14 protein-coding genes and 5 tRNA genes are annotated in these 17,586 nt (G+C 52.5%); 8 read left to right on the forward strand and 11 right to left on the reverse strand.

Annotation, left to right across the window (positions count from 1 at the left end; all coding sequences use genetic code 11):
- Positions 1-5: 5 nt before the first annotated feature.
- From nrdF to emrB, 8 genes are all read left to right on the forward strand, one after another.
- Positions 6-965, forward strand: coding sequence for a class 1b ribonucleoside-diphosphate reductase subunit beta (nrdF, locus tag F4V61_RS15795; RefSeq protein WP_079799642.1), 960 nt, complete (start codon positions 6-8; stop codon positions 963-965).
- Positions 966-1,320: 355 nt separating this feature from the next.
- Positions 1,321-2,523, forward strand: coding sequence for a glycine betaine/L-proline ABC transporter ATP-binding protein ProV (gene proV / locus F4V61_RS15800; protein ID WP_080161147.1), 1,203 nt, complete (start codon positions 1,321-1,323; stop codon positions 2,521-2,523).
- Positions 2,516-3,580, forward strand: a complete 1,065-nt coding sequence (gene proW, locus F4V61_RS15805) for a glycine betaine/L-proline ABC transporter permease ProW (RefSeq protein WP_000775008.1) — start codon at positions 2,516-2,518, stop codon at positions 3,578-3,580. Before proV ends, proW begins: the two co-directional genes overlap by 8 nt.
- A gap of 69 nt (positions 3,581-3,649) precedes the next feature.
- Positions 3,650-4,645 carry a glycine betaine/L-proline ABC transporter substrate-binding protein ProX gene (gene proX, locus F4V61_RS15810; protein WP_079829651.1) on the forward strand — a complete coding sequence of 332 codons (996 nt, stop codon included), beginning with the start codon at positions 3,650-3,652 and terminating at the stop codon, positions 4,643-4,645.
- 159 nt (positions 4,646-4,804) lie between these two features.
- Positions 4,805-5,989, forward strand: a complete 1,185-nt coding sequence (locus tag F4V61_RS15815; RefSeq protein WP_038394729.1) for an MFS transporter — start codon at positions 4,805-4,807, stop codon at positions 5,987-5,989.
- A 496-nt stretch (positions 5,990-6,485) separates the two neighbouring features.
- Positions 6,486-7,016 carry a transcriptional repressor MprA gene (mprA, locus tag F4V61_RS15820; RefSeq protein WP_000378431.1) on the forward strand — a complete coding sequence of 177 codons (531 nt, stop codon included), beginning with the start codon at positions 6,486-6,488 and terminating at the stop codon, positions 7,014-7,016.
- A gap of 126 nt (positions 7,017-7,142) precedes the next feature.
- A complete protein-coding gene (gene emrA, locus F4V61_RS15825; protein ID WP_038394725.1) occupies positions 7,143-8,315 on the forward strand; it encodes a multidrug efflux MFS transporter periplasmic adaptor subunit EmrA in 1,173 nt (390 codons plus the stop codon).
- A 16-nt stretch (positions 8,316-8,331) separates the two neighbouring features.
- A complete protein-coding gene (emrB, locus tag F4V61_RS15830; protein WP_079828582.1) occupies positions 8,332-9,870 on the forward strand; it encodes a multidrug efflux MFS transporter permease subunit EmrB in 1,539 nt (512 codons plus the stop codon).
- 129 nt (positions 9,871-9,999) lie between these two features.
- Here emrB and luxS read toward each other — a convergent pair whose 3' ends face one another.
- The 11 genes from luxS to alaS form a co-directional block, all read right to left on the reverse strand.
- On the reverse strand, positions 10,000-10,515 hold the full coding sequence (luxS, locus tag F4V61_RS15835) for an S-ribosylhomocysteine lyase (protein ID WP_001130198.1): 516 nt from the start codon (positions 10,513-10,515) through the stop codon (positions 10,000-10,002).
- 149 nt (positions 10,516-10,664) lie between these two features.
- On the reverse strand, positions 10,665-12,221 hold the full coding sequence (gene gshA / locus F4V61_RS15840) for a glutamate--cysteine ligase (protein WP_038394720.1): 1,557 nt from the start codon (positions 12,219-12,221) through the stop codon (positions 10,665-10,667).
- Between the two features lie 77 nt (positions 12,222-12,298).
- Entirely contained in the window at positions 12,299-12,724 is a 426-nt protein-coding gene (locus tag F4V61_RS15845) for a YqaA family protein (RefSeq protein ID WP_001279501.1), read from the reverse strand.
- Positions 12,721-13,287: a fructose-1-phosphate/6-phosphogluconate phosphatase gene (gene yqaB / locus F4V61_RS15850; RefSeq protein ID WP_058345881.1), complete on the reverse strand. Its 567-nt coding sequence runs from the start codon at positions 13,285-13,287 to the stop codon at positions 12,721-12,723. Before yqaB ends, F4V61_RS15845 begins: the two co-directional genes overlap by 4 nt.
- 237 nt (positions 13,288-13,524) lie before the next feature.
- Positions 13,525-13,601: transfer RNA gene (locus tag F4V61_RS15855), tRNA-Arg, on the reverse strand.
- A gap of 62 nt (positions 13,602-13,663) precedes the next feature.
- Positions 13,664-13,740: transfer RNA gene (locus tag F4V61_RS15860), tRNA-Arg, on the reverse strand.
- A gap of 62 nt (positions 13,741-13,802) precedes the next feature.
- Positions 13,803-13,879 (reverse strand) — tRNA-Arg (locus F4V61_RS15865).
- A gap of 59 nt (positions 13,880-13,938) precedes the next feature.
- A tRNA-Arg gene (locus tag F4V61_RS15870) sits at positions 13,939-14,015 on the reverse strand.
- Between the two features lie 4 nt (positions 14,016-14,019).
- Positions 14,020-14,112: transfer RNA gene (locus tag F4V61_RS15875), tRNA-Ser, on the reverse strand.
- A gap of 313 nt (positions 14,113-14,425) precedes the next feature.
- A complete protein-coding gene (gene csrA / locus F4V61_RS15880; RefSeq protein ID WP_000906486.1) occupies positions 14,426-14,611 on the reverse strand; it encodes a carbon storage regulator CsrA in 186 nt (61 codons plus the stop codon).
- Positions 14,612-14,845: 234 nt separating this feature from the next.
- Positions 14,846-17,476 carry an alanine--tRNA ligase gene (gene alaS / locus F4V61_RS15885; protein ID WP_058345880.1) on the reverse strand — a complete coding sequence of 877 codons (2,631 nt, stop codon included), beginning with the start codon at positions 17,474-17,476 and terminating at the stop codon, positions 14,846-14,848.
- Between the last annotated feature and the right edge of the window lie 110 nt (positions 17,477-17,586).

The raw sequence follows: 17,586 nt of genomic DNA on the forward strand, positions 1-17,586 counted from the left end.
GCAATATGAAATTATCCCGTATTAGCGCCATCAACTGGAACAAGATCCAGGACGACAAAGATCTGGAGGTGTGGAACCGTCTGACCAGTAACTTCTGGCTGCCGGAAAAAGTGCCGTTATCGAATGATATTCCGGCCTGGCAGACACTGAACGCCGCCGAACAGCAGCTCACCATTCGCGTGTTTACTGGTCTCACGCTGCTCGATACCATCCAGAACATCGCAGGCGCACCGTCGTTGATGGCGGATGCCATCACGCCGCATGAAGAGGCCGTATTGTCGAATATTAGCTTTATGGAGGCGGTACACGCCCGTTCCTACAGTTCTATTTTCTCCACGCTTTGTCAGTCGAAAGATGTTGATGCCGCTTATGCCTGGAGCGAAGAAAACCCGCAACTCCAGCGTAAGGCGCAGATTATGATGACGCATTACGTCAGCGATGAACCGCTAAAGAAAAAGATTGCCAGCGTCTTTTTAGAGTCTTTTCTGTTCTATTCCGGCTTCTGGCTGCCGATGTATTTCTCCAGCCGCGGCAAGCTAACGAATACTGCCGATTTGATTCGTTTGATCATCCGTGATGAAGCGGTTCACGGTTATTATATTGGCTATAAATATCAGATAGCGCTACAAAAACTGTCGGCAATCGAGCGTGAGGAGTTAAAGCTTTTCGCGCTGGATTTGCTGATGGAACTGTACGATAACGAAACCCGCTACACGGAAGCCTTATATGCAGAGACCGACTGGGTTGACGACGTTAAAGCCTTCCTGTACTACAACGCTAATAAGGCCTTAATGAACCTGGGTTATGAGGCGTTATTTCCACCTGAGATGGCTGACGTGAATCCCGCGATCCTTGCCGCGCTCTCGCCAAATGCTGACGAAAATCATGATTTCTTTTCCGGATCGGGTTCATCTTATGTGATGGGAAAAGCAGTCGAAACCGAAGACGAAGACTGGAATTTTTAACCTTAGTGGCAGGGGAAATAACATTACATTTCCCCTGCCATTATTTTAACCAGCATCAACTTAAATCGCGCAAATATTACAGCATGTCCTACACTCAATACGAGTGAGATTATTCACCTGGATTCCCCCAATTCAGGTGGATTTTTGGTGGTTGTCCCAAAAAAAATATCTCCCCTCTCCATTCGCGTTCAGCCCTTATATCATGGGAAATCACAGCCGATAGCACCTCGCAATATTCATGCCAGAAGCAAATTCAGGGTTGTCTCAGATTCTGAATATGTTAGGGTAGAAAAAGGTAACTATTTCTATCAGGTAACATATCGACATAAGTAAATAACAGGAATCATTCTATTGCATGGCAATTAAATTAGAAGTGAAGAATCTGTATAAAATATTTGGAGAGCATCCGCAGCGCGCCTTCAAATATATTGAAAAGGGACTATCGAAAGAGCAAATACTGGAAAAAACGGGGCTATCGCTTGGCGTTAAAGACGCCAGTCTGGCCATTGAAGAAGGCGAGATATTTGTCATCATGGGATTATCCGGCTCGGGTAAATCCACAATGGTACGCCTTCTCAATCGCCTGATTGAACCCACCCGCGGACAGGTACTGATTGACGGCGTTGATATTGCAAAAATATCAGACGCTGAGCTTCGCGAGGTGCGCAGGAAAAAGATTGCGATGGTCTTCCAGTCATTTGCGCTCATGCCGCATATGACCGTGCTGGATAATACGGCATTCGGTATGGAATTAGCGGGTATCGCGGCGCAAGAGCGTCGCGAAAAAGCGCTGGACGCCTTGCGTCAGGTGGGGCTTGAGAATTACGCTCACGCCTATCCGGATGAACTTTCCGGTGGGATGCGTCAGCGTGTTGGGCTTGCCCGCGCTCTGGCAATTAACCCTGATATCTTATTAATGGATGAAGCGTTTTCCGCCCTCGATCCATTAATTCGTACCGAAATGCAGGATGAGCTGGTGAAATTACAGGCGAAACATCAGCGCACCATTGTCTTTATTTCCCACGATCTTGATGAGGCTATGCGTATTGGCGACAGGATTGCCATTATGCAAAATGGCGAGGTCGTACAGGTTGGTACGCCGGATGAGATCCTGAATAATCCGGCAAATGATTATGTCCGCACGTTCTTCCGTGGCGTGGATATTAGTCAGGTCTTTAGCGCCAAAGATATTGCCCGTCGCAGTCCGGTCGGATTAATTCGTAAAACGCCAGGTTTTGGTCCCCGTTCGGCACTGAAATTATTACAGGATGAAGACCGTGAATATGGTTACGTCATTGAGCGTGGCAATAAATTCGTGGGCGTCGTGTCCATTGACTCATTAAAAGTGGCATTAAGCCAAGCGCAAGGGATTGAAGCGGCGCTTATCGACGACCCTTTAATCGTTGATGCGCAAACCCCACTCAGCGAGTTGCTCTCTCACGTCGGCCAGGCGCCCTGCGCGGTGCCGGTTGTCGATGAAGAACACCAGTATGTTGGCATTATTTCAAAACGTATGTTGCTACAGGCTTTAGATCGCGAGGGGGGTAACAATGGCTGATCAAACGAATCCGTGGGATACCGCACAGGTGGCGGATACTACGGCGCAAACGGCTGATGCCTGGGGAACACCGGCAGGCGTAGCCACGGACGGCGGCAGTACCGACTGGTTGAACAACGGGCCAGCGCCAGCCCCTGAACACTTTTCTCTTCTGGACCCGTTCCATAAGACGCTAATCCCGCTGGATAGCTGGGTCACAGAGGGAATCGACTGGGTCGTCACTCATTTCCGTCCCCTTTTTCAGGGGATTCGTGTGCCGGTGGATTACATCCTTAACGGTTTTCAGCAACTGCTGCTGGGAATGCCCGCCCCTGTGGCGATTATTCTCTTTGCGCTGATTGCCTGGCAGGTTTCCGGCGTGGGCATGGGGATCGCGGCGCTGATATCGCTGATCGCGATCGGCGCGATCGGCGCCTGGTCGCAGGCGATGATTACCCTGGCGCTGGTGCTGACCGCCCTGTTGTTCTGCGTCGTGATCGGATTACCGATGGGAATCTGGCTGGCGCGCAGCCCCCGTGCGGCCAAAATAGTGCGTCCGCTGCTGGATGCGATGCAGACCACGCCCGCGTTTGTTTATCTGGTGCCGATTGTCATGTTATTCGGCATCGGTAACGTGCCGGGCGTCGTGGTGACGATTATTTTTGCTCTACCGCCAATTATACGCCTGACGATCCTGGGCATTAACCAGGTGCCTGCTGACTTAATTGAAGCGTCGCGCTCGTTCGGCGCCAGCCCGCGCCAAATGTTGTTCAAAGTGCAGCTACCGCTGGCGATGCCCACCATTATGGCAGGCGTTAATCAGACGCTGATGCTGGCTCTCTCGATGGTCGTCATCGCCTCGATGATTGCGGTCGGTGGGCTTGGCCAGATGGTACTACGCGGCATTGGTCGTCTTGATATGGGGCTGGCAACTGTCGGCGGCGTCGGCATTGTGATTCTCGCCATCATTCTGGACCGTCTGACGCAGGCCGTCGGACGCGACTCGCGTAGCCGCGGTAACCGTCGCTGGTATACCACCGGTCCTGTTGGGCTAATCACCCGCCCTTTCGTTAAGTAACTCTCCTGTCGCCCGGTAACGCTACGCTTACCGGGCTTACAACTCCCTACCATAATTAAAGGAACAACGATGCGACATACCGTGATATTTGCCTCAGCGTTTGCCACCCTTGTCACCGCCAGCGCCTGGGCTTCCGACCTGCCTGGCAAAGGCATTACCGTCCAACCTATCCAAAGCACTATTTCTGAAGAGTCCTTCCAGACGTTACTGGTCAGCCGGGCGCTGGAAAAGTTGGGTTATACCGTAAATAAGCCGAGTGAGGTCGATTACAACGTAGGCTATACCTCCATCGCCTCTGGCGATGCGACGTTTACCGCCGTGAACTGGCAGCCGCTACATGATGATATGTATGCCGCAGCAGGCGGAGACAAAAAGTTTTACCGCGAGGGCGTCTTTGTCTCCGGCGCTGCGCAGGGGTATCTGATCGATAAAAAAACTGCAGATCAGTATAACATCACCAATATCGCTCAGCTAAAAGACCCGAAAATCGCCAAAATATTCGATACCAATGGCGACGGAAAAGCGGACATGATGGGCTGCTCGCCGGGCTGGGGCTGCGAAGCCGTGATCAATCACCAGAATAAAGCATTTGATCTGGAAAAAACCGTTGAGGTCAGCCACGGTAACTATGCAGCGATGATGGCCGACACCATTACCCGTTTTAAAGAAGGCAAGCCGGTGCTTTATTACACCTGGACGCCGTACTGGGTGAGCGACGTAATGAAGCCGGGTAAAGATGTCGTCTGGCTACAGGTGCCGTTCTCCTCCCTGCCGGGCGAACAGAAAAATATCGATACTAAATTGCCGAACGGCGCGAATTATGGTTTCCCGGTCAATACCATGCATATTGTCGCCAATAAGGCCTGGGCGGAGAAAAACCCGGCGGCGGCGAAACTGTTCGCCATCATGAAGCTGCCGCTGGCGGATATCAACGCGCAGAACGCCATGATGCATGCGGGTAAATCGTCTGAAGCCGATGTTCAGGGACACGTGGATGGCTGGATCAACGCCCACCAGCAGCAGTTTGACGGCTGGGTGAAAGAAGCGCTGGCCGCGCAGAAATAATATCGTTTTTATGCCGGATAAGACGCGTTGCGCCGCTATCCGGCCTACTCAATCTCTCCTCAAACCGCACGATTCATCACGTCACCGTTCCCCTTTATTCATCAACATCCGCTATGATTGTTTTCCCAGGAAATAATTATCTGAATCACGATTACCATCATGACGAAACCCACTCATGGGCTTAGCCCGGCGCTGATCGTTTTAATGTCTGTGGCCACGGGGCTGGCGGTCGCCAGCAACTATTACGCCCAGCCGCTGCTTGATACCATTGCGCATCACTTTTCGCTTTCCGCCAGCTCCGCAGGGTTTATCGTTACCGCCGCGCAGTTGGGCTATGCCGCTGGCCTGTTGTTTCTGGTGCCGCTCGGCGACATGTTTGAACGCCGAACGCTGATTGTCTCCATGACGTTGCTGGCGGCTGGCGGAATGCTGATCACCGCCAGCAGTCAGTCGCTTAGCATGATGATACTCGGAACGGCCTTAACCGGACTGTTCTCCGTGGTGGCGCAGATTCTGGTTCCGCTGGCCGCCACGCTTGCGACGCCCGACACACGCGGCAAAGTGGTTGGCACCATTATGAGCGGTCTGCTGCTGGGGATCTTGCTGGCGCGAACGGTCGCCGGACTGCTGGCAAACCTCGGGGGTTGGCGCACTGTATTTTGGCTAGCGTCGGCGCTGATGGCGCTGATGGCCGTCGCGTTGTGGCGCGGGCTGCCAAAGCTCAAATCCGACACTCATCTTAACTACCCGCAACTGTTGGGTTCTGTATTCAGCCTGTTTATTCACGATAAATTGCTGCGTACCCGCGCACTACTGGGCTGTCTGACCTTTGCTAATTTCAGTATTCTCTGGACGTCGATGGCCTTCTTGCTCGCCGCGCCGCCGTTTAACTACTCCGAGGGGATGATTGGCCTGTTTGGCCTGGCCGGTGCCGCCGGCGCTTTGGGCGCGCGTCCTGCTGGCGGATTTGTCGATAAAGGCAAATCTCATCTCACTACCACGGTCGGATTACTGTTGCTGTTACTCTCCTGGCTGGCCATCTGGCTTGGGCACACCTCGGTGCTGGCGCTGATTATTGGCATTCTGGTACTGGATCTCACGGTTCAGGGTGTACATATCACCAATCAAACCGTCATTTATCGCTTGCACCCGGATGCGCGTAACCGGCTTACCGCCGGCTATATGACCAGTTACTTTATCGGCGGCGCAGCGGGTTCGCTAATTTCCGCCTCCGCCTGGCAACATGCCGGTTGGATCGGCGTTTGTCTGGCGGGTGTCACGGTCGCCCTATTTAATTTACTGATCTGGTGGCGAGGTTTTCACCGACAGGAAGCCGTAAATTAAGCGGATAGTGAGCGTTTACCATTGTTTAAGCTCCTTAGGGTGTTAAGGAGCTCCCCAGTCTGTTAAGGTTATGCTATTCATTTATCATGGTTATTTTTATAGCGGTGAAGAATAATATAATTCTATGGAAAGCCCTGCCCCCCCATCTGCTCCCAAGTCAATAGCGCCCGTTCAAGGATTACAAGGACGTTCATCGTTAGCTATCTGTAATATTCCGGTGGCTGTTGCATTGGGTTTTAAGGCTGTGAGCCTGGTTTTCGCTCCTCCCGTTTATCGTTCTCTTCTGTCTTTTTCATGCAGACGCCCACGCTTTTCTCATCACTCCTGGATTCGCTACAGGCGGCGCTTTACCGGGCTCAATGTTCCCGCGGGCGTCTCAGTCTGCGTATCATTGTCTGTTTTATAGCCTGAAAGAATAATTTTGGATTAATAATACATTTACTTTATTTGTCACTGTCGTTACTATATCGGCTGAAATTAATGAGGTCATGCCCAAATGGATAGTTCGTTTACGCCCATTGAACAAATGCTAAAATTTCGCGCCAGCCGTCACGAAGACTTTCCTTACCAGGAAATTCTTTTGACCCGCCTTTGTATGCACATGCAGGGCAAACTCCTGGAAAACCGCAATAAGATGCTGAAGGCTCAAGGGATTAACGAGACGTTGTTTATGGCGTTGATTACGCTGGAGTCTCAGGAAAACCACAGTATTCAGCCGTCTGAATTAAGCTGCGCGCTAGGTTCATCTCGCACCAATGCGACACGCATTGCAGATGAACTAGAAAAACGAGGCTGGATTGAGCGTCGTGAGAGCGATAACGACCGCCGTTGCTTGCATCTGCAATTAACGGAGAAAGGTCAGGCATTTTTGCAAGAAGTGCTTCCTCCTCAGCATCATTGTCTGCATCAACTCTGGTCATCACTTAGCACCGCCGAAAAAGATCAACTTGAGCACATTACTCGTAAGCTCCTGACGCGTCTTGATCAAATGGAGCAGGAAGGCACCGTTCTTGAGGCGCTACGCTAACGCGCCGACCCGCTCAAACATCCAGATTAATAACAGGAAAGCGGACTGGCCAGCATGCGTTACTGCTGGCCTTTCTGACAACAGGTCGGCTCAGCCGATGTGAATAATAAGATCGTGGAGAACAATATGAGCGCAAATGCGGATATCCAACCCCCGCAGCAATCGGCTAAGAAGAAAGGCAAACGCAAAACAGCGCTGCTACTTCTTACCTTGCTCTTTATTATTATTGCCGTGGCCTATGGAATTTATTGGTTTTTAGTATTGCGTCATATTGAAGAGACAGATGATGCTTACGTGGCAGGGAACCAGGTTCAAATCATGGCGCAGGTGTCAGGCAGCGTGACGAAAGTCTGGGCTGATAATACCGACTTTGTAAAAGAGGGCGATGTTCTGGTCACGCTCGATCAGACCGACGCCAGACAGGCGTTTGAAAGAGCCAAAACGGCGCTGGCCTCCAGCGTGCGCCAGACGCACCAGTTGATGATTAACAGCAAGCAGTTGCAGGCGAATATCGACGTGCAAAAAACCGCCCTGGCGCAAGCGCAAAGCGACTTTAACCGCCGTGTGCCGCTGGGTAACGCCAATCTTATTGGCCGCGAAGAACTGCAACACGCGCGCGATGCCGTCGCCAGCGCGCAGGCAAAGCTGGATGCCGCCATTCAACAGTACAATGCCAATCAGGCGATGATACTCAACAGTAAACTGGAAGATCAGCCTGCGGTCCAGCAAGCGGCGACCGAAGTGCGTAACGCCTGGCTGGCGCTGGAGCGTACCCGCATCGTCAGTCCAATGACCGGTTATGTCTCCCGCCGCGCCGTCCAGCCTGGCGCGCAGATTAGCCCTACCACGCCACTGATGGCCGTCGTGCCTGCAACCGATCTGTGGGTGGACGCCAACTTTAAAGAGACGCAATTAGCGAATATGCGCATTGGGCAGCCAGTCACGATTATCACCGATATTTATGGCGACGACGTAAAATACACCGGTAAAGTCGTCGGTCTGGATATGGGAACAGGGAGCGCCTTCTCCCTGCTGCCTGCGCAAAATGCGACGGGTAACTGGATTAAAGTGGTTCAACGCCTGCCGGTACGCGTCGAACTGGACGCCCGGCAGTTAGAGCAACATCCGCTGCGTATTGGTTTATCGACGCTGGTGACGGTGGATACCGCTAACCGCGACGGTCAGGTACTGGCCAGCCAGGTACGAACGAAGCCGGTTGCCGAAAGTAACGCACGCGAAATTAATCTCGCGCCGGTCAATAAACTGATCGACGACATCGTGCAGGCTAACGCGGGTTAATCCTGAGGTGCGTGTGATGCAACAGCAAAAACCGCTCGAAGGCGCGCAGCTCGTCATCATGACGATCGCGCTGTCGCTGGCGACATTCATGCAGGTGCTGGACTCCACCATTGCCAACGTAGCGATTCCTACCATCGCCGGGAACCTGGGATCTTCCCTAAGCCAGGGGACATGGGTTATTACCTCCTTCGGGGTGGCGAACGCCATCTCAATTCCCTTAACCGGCTGGCTGGCAAAACGCTTTGGCGAAGTCAAACTATTCATGTGGTCGACGATAGCCTTTGCCGCCGCCTCCTGGGCCTGTGGCGTATCCAGCAGTCTGAATATGCTGATATTCTTCCGCGTGGTGCAGGGCGTGGTCGCCGGGCCGCTGATTCCGCTCTCGCAAAGCCTGCTGCTGAATAACTATCCGCCTGCGAAGCGTTCCATTGCGCTGGCGCTCTGGTCAATGACCGTCATTGTCGCGCCGATTTGCGGCCCGATTCTGGGGGGCTACATCAGCGATAACTACCATTGGGGATGGATTTTCTTCATCAACGTGCCAATTGGCGTTGCCGTCGTTCTGATGACGTTACAAACGCTGCGCGGACGTGAAACGCGTACCGAACGGCGGCGTATTGACGCCATCGGTCTGGCGCTACTGGTGATTGGCATCGGCAGCCTGCAAATCATGCTCGATCGCGGTAAAGAGCTGGACTGGTTCTCTTCGCAGGAAATTATCATCCTGACCGTGGTAGCCGTAATAGCCATCAGTTTCCTGATTGTCTGGGAGCTAACCGACGATCACCCTATCGTCGATCTTTCTCTTTTTAAATCGCGTAACTTCACCATCGGCTGCCTGTGCATCAGCCTTGCCTATATGCTCTATTTCGGCGCCATTGTTCTGCTGCCGCAGCTTTTGCAAGAGGTGTACGGCTATACCGCAACATGGGCAGGTCTGGCGTCCGCGCCAGTCGGAATTATTCCGGTGATTTTGTCGCCGATTATCGGACGCTTCGCGCATAAACTGGATATGCGCAGACTGGTCACGTTCAGCTTCATTATGTACGCCGTTTGCTTCTACTGGCGCGCCTGGACGTTCGAACCGGGTATGGATTTCGGCGCGTCCGCATGGCCGCAATTTATTCAGGGATTTGCCGTCGCCTGCTTCTTTATGCCGCTGACCACCATTACGCTCTCCGGGCTACCGCCCGAACGGCTGGCGGCGGCATCAAGTCTGTCGAATTTCACGCGAACGCTGGCGGGGTCAATCGGTACCTCGATTACCACCACCATGTGGACAGATCGTGAATCGCTACACCATGCTCAACTAACGGAGTCAGTCACGGCGTATAATCCAAACGCTCAGGCCATGTACGATAAACTGGAAGGCTTAGGGATGACGCACCAGCAGGCGTCAGGCTGGATAGCCCAGCAGATCACGAATCAGGGGCTAATTATTTCCGCCAATGAGATTTTCTGGATGTCAGCCGGGATATTCCTGGTGCTGCTCGGCCTGGTCTGGTTCGCGAAACCGCCATTCGGCGCGGGCGGCGGAGGCGGAGGCGCGCACTAATAAAAAGCCAGTTCATGTGAACTGGCTTTTTTGCATCAGGGAGTTATACCGGATGGCGGCATTGCCTTATCCGGCCAACGCAGCTCCTGCCCAACATGTCAGCAGCGCCACCGGGCAGCAAGGGCACAACTAAATGTGCAATTCCTGCAACTTCTCTTTCGGGAGCGCCAACTCTGTATTGTTATTCACGCGAATATCACAGTCCAGAATATGGCGGGCGATTTCCTGCGCTTCGTTCAGGGAGTGCATCTGCCATGTACCGCACTGATAAACGTTTAATTCCGGGATCTGGTTTTGATCCTGCACTTTCAGTACGTCGGCCATTGCCGCTTTCCACGCGTCAGCAACGCGCTGCTCGTCGGGCGTACCGATCAGGCTCATGTAGAAACCGGTGCGACACCCCATCGGCGAGATATCAATAATCTCTACCCCGTTGCCGTTGAGGTGATCGCGCATAAAGCCAGCAAACAGGTGCTCAAGAGTATGAATCCCTTTTTCCGGCATCACTTCTTTATTCGGGACGCAGAAACGCAGATCGAAAACGGTGATGGTATCACCATGCGGGGTATTCATCGTTTTTGCCACGCGTACCGCCGGCGCTTGCATCCGGGTATGATCGACTGCGAAGCTATCTAACAATGGCATTTAGTCACCTCCGATAATTTTTTAAAAATAAACTGAACTCTTTGTTCCGGGGCGAGTCTGAGTATATGAAAGACGCGCATTTGTTATCATCATCCCTGTTTTCAGTGATGAAATTTTGGCCACTCCACGAGTGGCCTTTTTCTTTTGGGTCAGGCGTGCTTTGCAAGCCACGCGGCAAACGGCTCGGTATCCGCCGCCTCAATCTCCTGCTGACGACGTACTGAAGCGTCACGTTCAGCAATAAACTCTGCTTCCTGCAAAATCTCCAGCGGCTCTTCGCGTAACAGATTACGGTAAGCTTCGCCGAACGCTTTCCCGGTACCGCCAATACCGGTATCAATCATTGAGCGCAAAATGCGTGCGGAGAACGTCAGCTCCGGATTATCAAAACAGGCAACCAGTTCGTCGCAGACTTTCTGATAATCCTCTCCCCCGTGGATACTATCCAGCGTTTGCGCCACGCGTCTCAGATCGCGGAAGAGATCTTTCCCTACTTTAGGCAGCGGGAACTGCGCGGTTTCACAGCCAATCCCCAGGGTAAGGCCGGGTTTGCGACCTTCCAGAATAACGCGATTCCAGTTGGCGCGCGTACACAGCAACTCGCTGCTGCTCATCTCTGGCGCATCGGCCAATACACACCAGACCATAAAGAGATCGAGGAAGCGCACCTGCTGTTCATCCACGCCGATCGGTGAAAATGGATTGATATCCAGAGAGCGTACTTCAATATACTCAATACCGCCGCGTAACAGCGCATCTGAAGGCGATTCGCCGCTGCGCGTCACACGTTTGGGACGAATGGGCGCATACAATTCATTTTCAATTTGCAGAACGTTGCTGTTAATCTGTAGCCGTTTACCGTCTTTTTCCAGACCAATCTGCACATACTCTTCTGACGGCGTTTTAATCGCCCGCTTCAGGCCTGCAACATATTCATGTAGATCGTTAAACGTAATACCCAGATTGCTTTGCGACTTATTGGTATAGCCCAAATCGCTCAAACGCAGTGACGTCGCATATGGCAGGTAGTACATACCGCAGTCCGTTTTTTCAAACGGTAATGTGGTCGGCTTTCCTTGCAGGAAAGATGAACAAATGGCCGGAGAAGCGCCAAACAGATAGGGGATAACCCAGCCAAAACGGTAATAGTTGCGAATCAGGCGGAAATAGCCGGCAGAAATTTTTTCTTTTGCCGCGTCGCCTTCCGTAACGCCGCATTTCGCCTGCCAGAATGCCATCGGTAATGAAAAATTGTAATGTACGCCGGAGATGGTTTGCATCAAAGCGCCATAACGATTTTTCAGCCCTTCGCGATAGAGTGTTTTAAAGCGCCCCGTATTGGATGTGCCATACTGCGCCAGCTCAATGTCCTGCCCTTCCGCAATATAGCAGGGCATACTTAATGGCCACATCCGCTCATCGCCCAGTTTCCTGGCCGTATAACGGTGGAGGTCGCGCATAAAGGTGAGCATATGCTGGATATCTCCATCGACTGGCGTAATAAATTCCAGCAGGGCTTCCGCAAAATCCGTAGTAATCCATTTATGGGTCAGCGCCGAACCTAACGCTTCAGGATGACCTGTTGTCGCCAGCGTGCCATCAGCATTTACACGCAGCGTTTCGCGCTCTAACCCGCGCTGTATCCCCTTTAACGCCTGAGGATGTTTTTCCAGCCAGGCCAGAGCCTGTGATACGTCCGGGATCAAATTGACCTCCCGCCTGTCAAAATCGTTTTAATAAGCATAACTGTAATGGCGACTATGCATTGCCAAACCTACAATTATTACCACCACATCATGCCCTGAATCGTCGCCGCTGCGAGCGCAACATAGCGCAGCGCCTTACCAAGACACAAAAAAAAGATCGTCCGCCCCCACGGGATGCGCATCCATCCCGCTAACAGGCACAACAAATCACCGATTATCGGCATCCAGCTTAATAATAGTGTGGCTGCGCCATAACGCTTTAGCCAGCCAGCCGCTTTTTCTTGCCAGCGCGATGTTTTGCGCAGTGGAAAGAAACGCCCAAGAATAACGTTAGTTACCCCTCCAAGGCTATTACCCATTGTTGCTGTTAAGACTAAGATCCAGGGATGACTTACTCCTGAGACCATCATGGCAACCAAAACAACTTCAGAATTACCGGGTAACAGCGTTGCGCTGAGAAAACTACTGGCAAACAGAGACAGGAGCGACAGTCCGTCACTCACAATAGTCGAACATCTACGGCATCCATCCCTGCCGCCCGCGCCGCCTGTAAACCAAAATCGGCATCTTCAAATACCACGCACTGCGCTGGCATGACGCCCATCCGCTGCGCGCACAGTAAGAAGGTATCAGGCGCTGGTTTGTGGTGCTGGACGTGGTCTGCCGCCACAACCGCATCAAAATAGCGGCGCAGCCCCAGATGCACTAGTAAGGCTTCCGCAATGGCGCTTTCGCTGCCAGTACCGACCGACAGGGGACGACGTCCATACCACGCCTTGACTACCTCAACCAACGGCAGCGGTTCTACGCAATCAAGCAGGATACTTTTTACCGTATCAGTTTTTTCACGCGCCAGCGATCGGGGATCGAGGTCGGCATGGTTAAGCTCAATGATTGACTGGGCGATACGCCAGGTTGGCGAACCGTTAAGCGCGACCATCGCCTGTTTGTCAAAACGAAGACCATAGCGTCCCAATACCTCACGCCACGCTTTACGATGCGTTGGTTCGGTATCCAAGAGAGTACCGTCCATATCAAAAATCAAACCAGCATAACGTGCGTACATCGTGTTCTCACAAACCGAATAACCAGACAGTACTTTATCGCAATTGCTTGATTTTGTCGCGGATAGAGATGAAGGGGAACGTTCAGGATTAAGAGAAAACGAATCGCAGGGAAATGGTGCATCCGGGAGGATTACTCGCCTTACGGCTCGCCCTTCGGGTCGTTGCTGAAGCAACGTTATCCTTCCTGGTGCCTGCGGTTATTACCGCTATCCGCATCGCTCAAAGTACGGAGAATATGGTGCATCCGGGAGGATTCGAACCTCCGACCGCTCGGTTCGTAGCCGAGTACTCTATCCAGCTGAGCTACGGATGCTTCGGAAAACTTGCTTTACTGCCGATATTGATACCGCGGTGAAAGCCGTATCAAGTAAGAGATGGTGCATCCGGGAGGATTCGAACCTCCGACCGCTCGGTTCGTAGCCGAGTACTCTATCCAGCTGAGCTACGGATGCATCGGAAAACTTGCTTTACTGCTGATATTGATACCGCGATGAAAGCCGTATCAAGTAAGAGATGGTGCATCCGGGAGGATTCGAACCTCCGACCGCTCGGTTCGTAGCCGAGTACTCTATCCAGCTGAGCTACGGATGCATCGGGAAACTTACTTTACTGCAGATTTTGATACTGCTGCGAAAGCTGTACCAGTAAGATGGTGCATCCGGGAGGATTCGAACCTCCGACCGCTCGGTTCGTAGCCGAGTACTCTATCCAGCTGAGCTACGGATGCAAAATGGCGGTGAGGCGGGGATTCGAACCCCGGATGCAGCTTTTGACCGCATACTCCCTTAGCAGGGGAGCGCCTTCAGCCTCTCGGCCACCTCACCACACGCCTCTTACGAGTGCTTCGAAGAACTTGTTTCTGCTCATCGTCGCTGCGTGGCGCACATATTACTTTCTGGGACTTATAAGTCAAACAATTTTTCCAGAGCCTTTATCGTTTGCACACTTCACGCTCAATTAGTCTGTAAAAAAACCAAAAAGAGTGTTTTATCAACAGATAATTTGACAAAATGCTGGCAACATCAATGTAGTCAAAAGCACAACATAGTAGAAATGAGGTTGAAAAAGGTCATGAAGGACAACGTTGACGAACAAAAAGAGAGGCTGCGTCTCACCCGAACGTGAGACGCAAAAACCTTAGTAACTGGACTGCTGGGATTTTTCAGCCTGGATACGCTGGTAGATCTCTTCACGATGGACAGAAACTTCTTTCGGGGCGTTCACGCCAATACGTACCTGGTTGCCCTTCACCCCTAAAACTGTCACGGTGACCTCATCGCCAATCATGAGGGTCTCACCAACTCGACGAGTCAGAATCAGCATTCTTTGCTCCTTGAAAGATTAAAAGAGTCGGGTCTCTCTGTATCCCGGCATTATCCATCATATAACGCCAAAAAGTAAGCGATGACAAACACCTTAGGTATAAGCGGTCATGGCATTACATTCTGTTAAACCTAAGTTTAGCCGATATACAAAACTTCAACCTGACTTTATCGTTGTCGATAGCGTCGACGTAAACGCCGCAGCATGGGCTGCGGCGTTTACGAACGCTTATAATTATTGCAATTTTGCGCTGACCCAGCCTTGTACACTGGCTAACGCTGCAGGCAGAGCTGCCGCATCCGTACCACCGGCTTGCGCCATATCCGGACGACCGCCCCCCTTACCGCCCACCTGCTGAGCGACCATACCAATCAGCTCCCCTGCTTTTACCCGGTCGGTCACATCCTTCGACACGCCCGCAATCAGAGAAACCTTACCTTCAACAACCGTTGCCAGTACGATAACGGTAGACCCCAGTTGATTTTTCAGATCATCAACCATGGTTCGCAGCATTTTAGGCTCAACGCCAGCAAGCTCGCTGACCAGGAGCTTCACGCCGTTGAGATCGACCGCTTTACTGGAAAGATTCGCGCTCTCCTGCGCTGCGGCCTGGTCCTTCAACTGCTGCAACTCTTTCTCCAACTGACGCGAACGTTCCAGCACGGCACGCACTTTGTCGCCCAGATTCTGGCTGTCGCCCTTCAGCAGATGCGCAATATCGTTTAAGCGATCGCTTTGCGCATGAACGGTGGCCATAGCGCCTTCACCGGTTACCGCCTCAATACGACGAACGCCCGCTGCGGTGCCAGACTCAGAGATAATACGGAACAGACCGATATCACCGGTACGGCGGGCGTGGGTACCGCCGCACAACTCGGTGGAGAAATCGCCCATGCTCAATACGCGTACGCGTTCGTCATATTTCTCGCCAAACAGCGCCATGGCGCCTTTCGCTTTTGCCGCCTCAAGCTCCATAATATGCGTTTCGATTGGCAAGTTACGACGGATTTGCGCATTCACCAAATCTTCAACCTCGCGGATCTCTGACGGTTTCATCGCTTCATTGTGCGAGAAGTCGAAGCGCAATACTTTATCGCTAACCAGCGAACCTTTCTGCGCAACGTGTGCCCCAAGCACCTGGCGCAACGCCGCGTGCATCAGGTGCGTGGCGGAGTGGTTCAGACGGATACGTGCGCGGCGCGCCTCATCCACGTCAGCCTGTACCACATCGCCCACTTTCAAAGCGCCTGCGGACAATTTTCCGAGGTGACCAATCGCCTGGCCATATTTTTGCGTGTCGTTCACCGCGAAGGTAAACCCAACGCCTTTCAGCTCGCCTTTATCGCCGACCTGACCGCCTGATTCCGCATAAAATGGGGTTTGATCCAGCACGACAACGGCTTCCTGTCCCGCATTAATCGCCTCAACCGCTTTACCATCGACAAACAGCGCAGTGACTTTGCCATTCAGTTCCAGATGGTCATAACCTTTAAATTCAGAAGCGCTGTCAACACGGATCATTGCGTTGTAGTCTGCGCCAAAACCGCTGGCTTCGCGCGCGCGACGACGTTGCTCTTCCATAGCGGTTTCAAAACCGGCTTCGTCGACTTTGATATCGCGCTCACGGCATACGTCCGCCGTTAGATCAACCGGGAAACCATAAGTATCATACAGACGGAAAGCGGTTTCGCCGTCCAGGGTGTCGCCCTGCAATTTCGCCAGTTCTTCATCCAGCAGCGCCAGACCGCGCTCCAGCGTACGGGCGAACTGCTCTTCTTCCGTTTTCAGAACCTGCTCGACCTGCGCCTGCTGACGTTTCAACTCTTCGCCTGCGGAGCCCATTACCTCAATCAGCGGCCCAACCAGCTTGTAGAAGAAGGTCTCTTTCGCCCCCAGCATGTTGCCGTGACGAACCGCGCGACGAATAATGCGACGTAGCACATAGCCACGGTTTTCATTCGACGGCAACACGCCATCGGCAACCAGGAATGCGCAGGAACGGATGTGGTCGGCGATAACACGCAGCGATTTATTGCTGAGATCGGTGGCGCCGGTCACTTTCGCTACTGCTTCAATCAACGTGCGGAACAGGTCGATTTCATAGTTAGAGTTAACGTGCTGCAATACCGCGGCAATACGCTCCAGCCCCATACCGGTATCTACAGACGGTTTCGGCAACGGTTCCATGGTACCGTCGGCCTGACGGTTGAACTGCATAAAGACGATGTTCCAGATCTCAATATAGCGATCGCCGTCTTCTTCCGGGCTTCCCGGAGGGCCGCCCCAGATGTGGTCGCCATGATCGTAGAAGATTTCGGTGCATGGACCGCACGGGCCGGTGTCGCCCATCTGCCAGAAGTTATCCGATGCGTATGGCGCGCCTTTATTGTCACCGATGCGGATGATACGCTCGCGTGGAATGCCGACTTCTTTTTCCCAGATACCATAGGCTTCGTCGTCGGTTTCATAGACGGTGACCCACAAACGCTCTTTTGGCAAAGCAAACCAGTTTTCACCGGTCAACAATTCCCATGCGAACTGAATGGCGTCGTGTTTGAAGTAATCGCCGAAGCTGAAGTTGCCCAGCATTTCGAAGAATGTATGGTGACGTGCAGTGTATCCGACGTTTTCCAGATCGTTGTGTTTCCCCCCCGCGCGTACACAGCGTTGGGAAGTGGTTGCACGGGAATAATTACGCTTATCAAGCCCAAGGAAAACATCCTTGAACTGGTTCATCCCGGCATTGGTAAACAACAGCGTGGGGTCATTGTTAGGCACCAGGGAACTGCTGGCAACTACCTGATGTCCTTTACTATGGAAAAAGTCGAGAAACGCCTGACGGATCTCAGCGGTGCTCTTGCTCATAATTATCCTGAAATTAAGCTACACGTTCTCCTTCAAGCCTTCTCTGCGCTGGCTGCGAATTCCCCGGTCGCTAACTTCGATATGTTCCCGAGGCTCACTTACCGCCTTGA

Origin of the sequence: Salmonella enterica subsp. arizonae, from assembly GCF_008692845.1 — a bacterium.
In the GTDB taxonomy this organism is placed as follows: Bacteria; Pseudomonadota; Gammaproteobacteria; order Enterobacterales; family Enterobacteriaceae; genus Salmonella; species Salmonella arizonae.

Bases quoted from the DNA above. Each gene is read 5' to 3' on its own strand.
- F4V61_RS15815 (WP_038394729.1), top strand. From the start codon at position 4,805: ATGACGAAACCCACTCATGGGCTTAGCCCGGCGCTGATCGTTTTAATG.
- emrA (WP_038394725.1), top strand. From the start codon at position 7,143: ATGAGCGCAAATGCGGATATCCAACCCCCGCAGCAATCGGCTAAGAAG.
- luxS (WP_001130198.1), bottom strand. From the start codon at position 10,515: ATGCCATTGTTAGATAGCTTCGCAGTCGATCATACCCGGATGCAAGCG.
- nrdF (WP_079799642.1), top strand. From the start codon at position 6: ATGAAATTATCCCGTATTAGCGCCATCAACTGGAACAAGATCCAGGAC.
- proX (WP_079829651.1), top strand. From the start codon at position 3,650: ATGCGACATACCGTGATATTTGCCTCAGCGTTTGCCACCCTTGTCACC.
- mprA (WP_000378431.1), top strand. From the start codon at position 6,486: ATGGATAGTTCGTTTACGCCCATTGAACAAATGCTAAAATTTCGCGCC.
- yqaB (WP_058345881.1), bottom strand. From the start codon at position 13,287: ATGTACGCACGTTATGCTGGTTTGATTTTTGATATGGACGGTACTCTC.
- emrB (WP_079828582.1), top strand. From the start codon at position 8,332: ATGCAACAGCAAAAACCGCTCGAAGGCGCGCAGCTCGTCATCATGACG.
- proV (WP_080161147.1), top strand. From the start codon at position 1,321: ATGGCAATTAAATTAGAAGTGAAGAATCTGTATAAAATATTTGGAGAG.
- proW (WP_000775008.1), top strand. From the start codon at position 2,516: ATGGCTGATCAAACGAATCCGTGGGATACCGCACAGGTGGCGGATACT.
- csrA (WP_000906486.1), bottom strand. From the start codon at position 14,611: ATGCTGATTCTGACTCGTCGAGTTGGTGAGACCCTCATGATTGGCGAT.
- alaS (WP_058345880.1), bottom strand. From the start codon at position 17,476: ATGAGCAAGAGCACCGCTGAGATCCGTCAGGCGTTTCTCGACTTTTTC.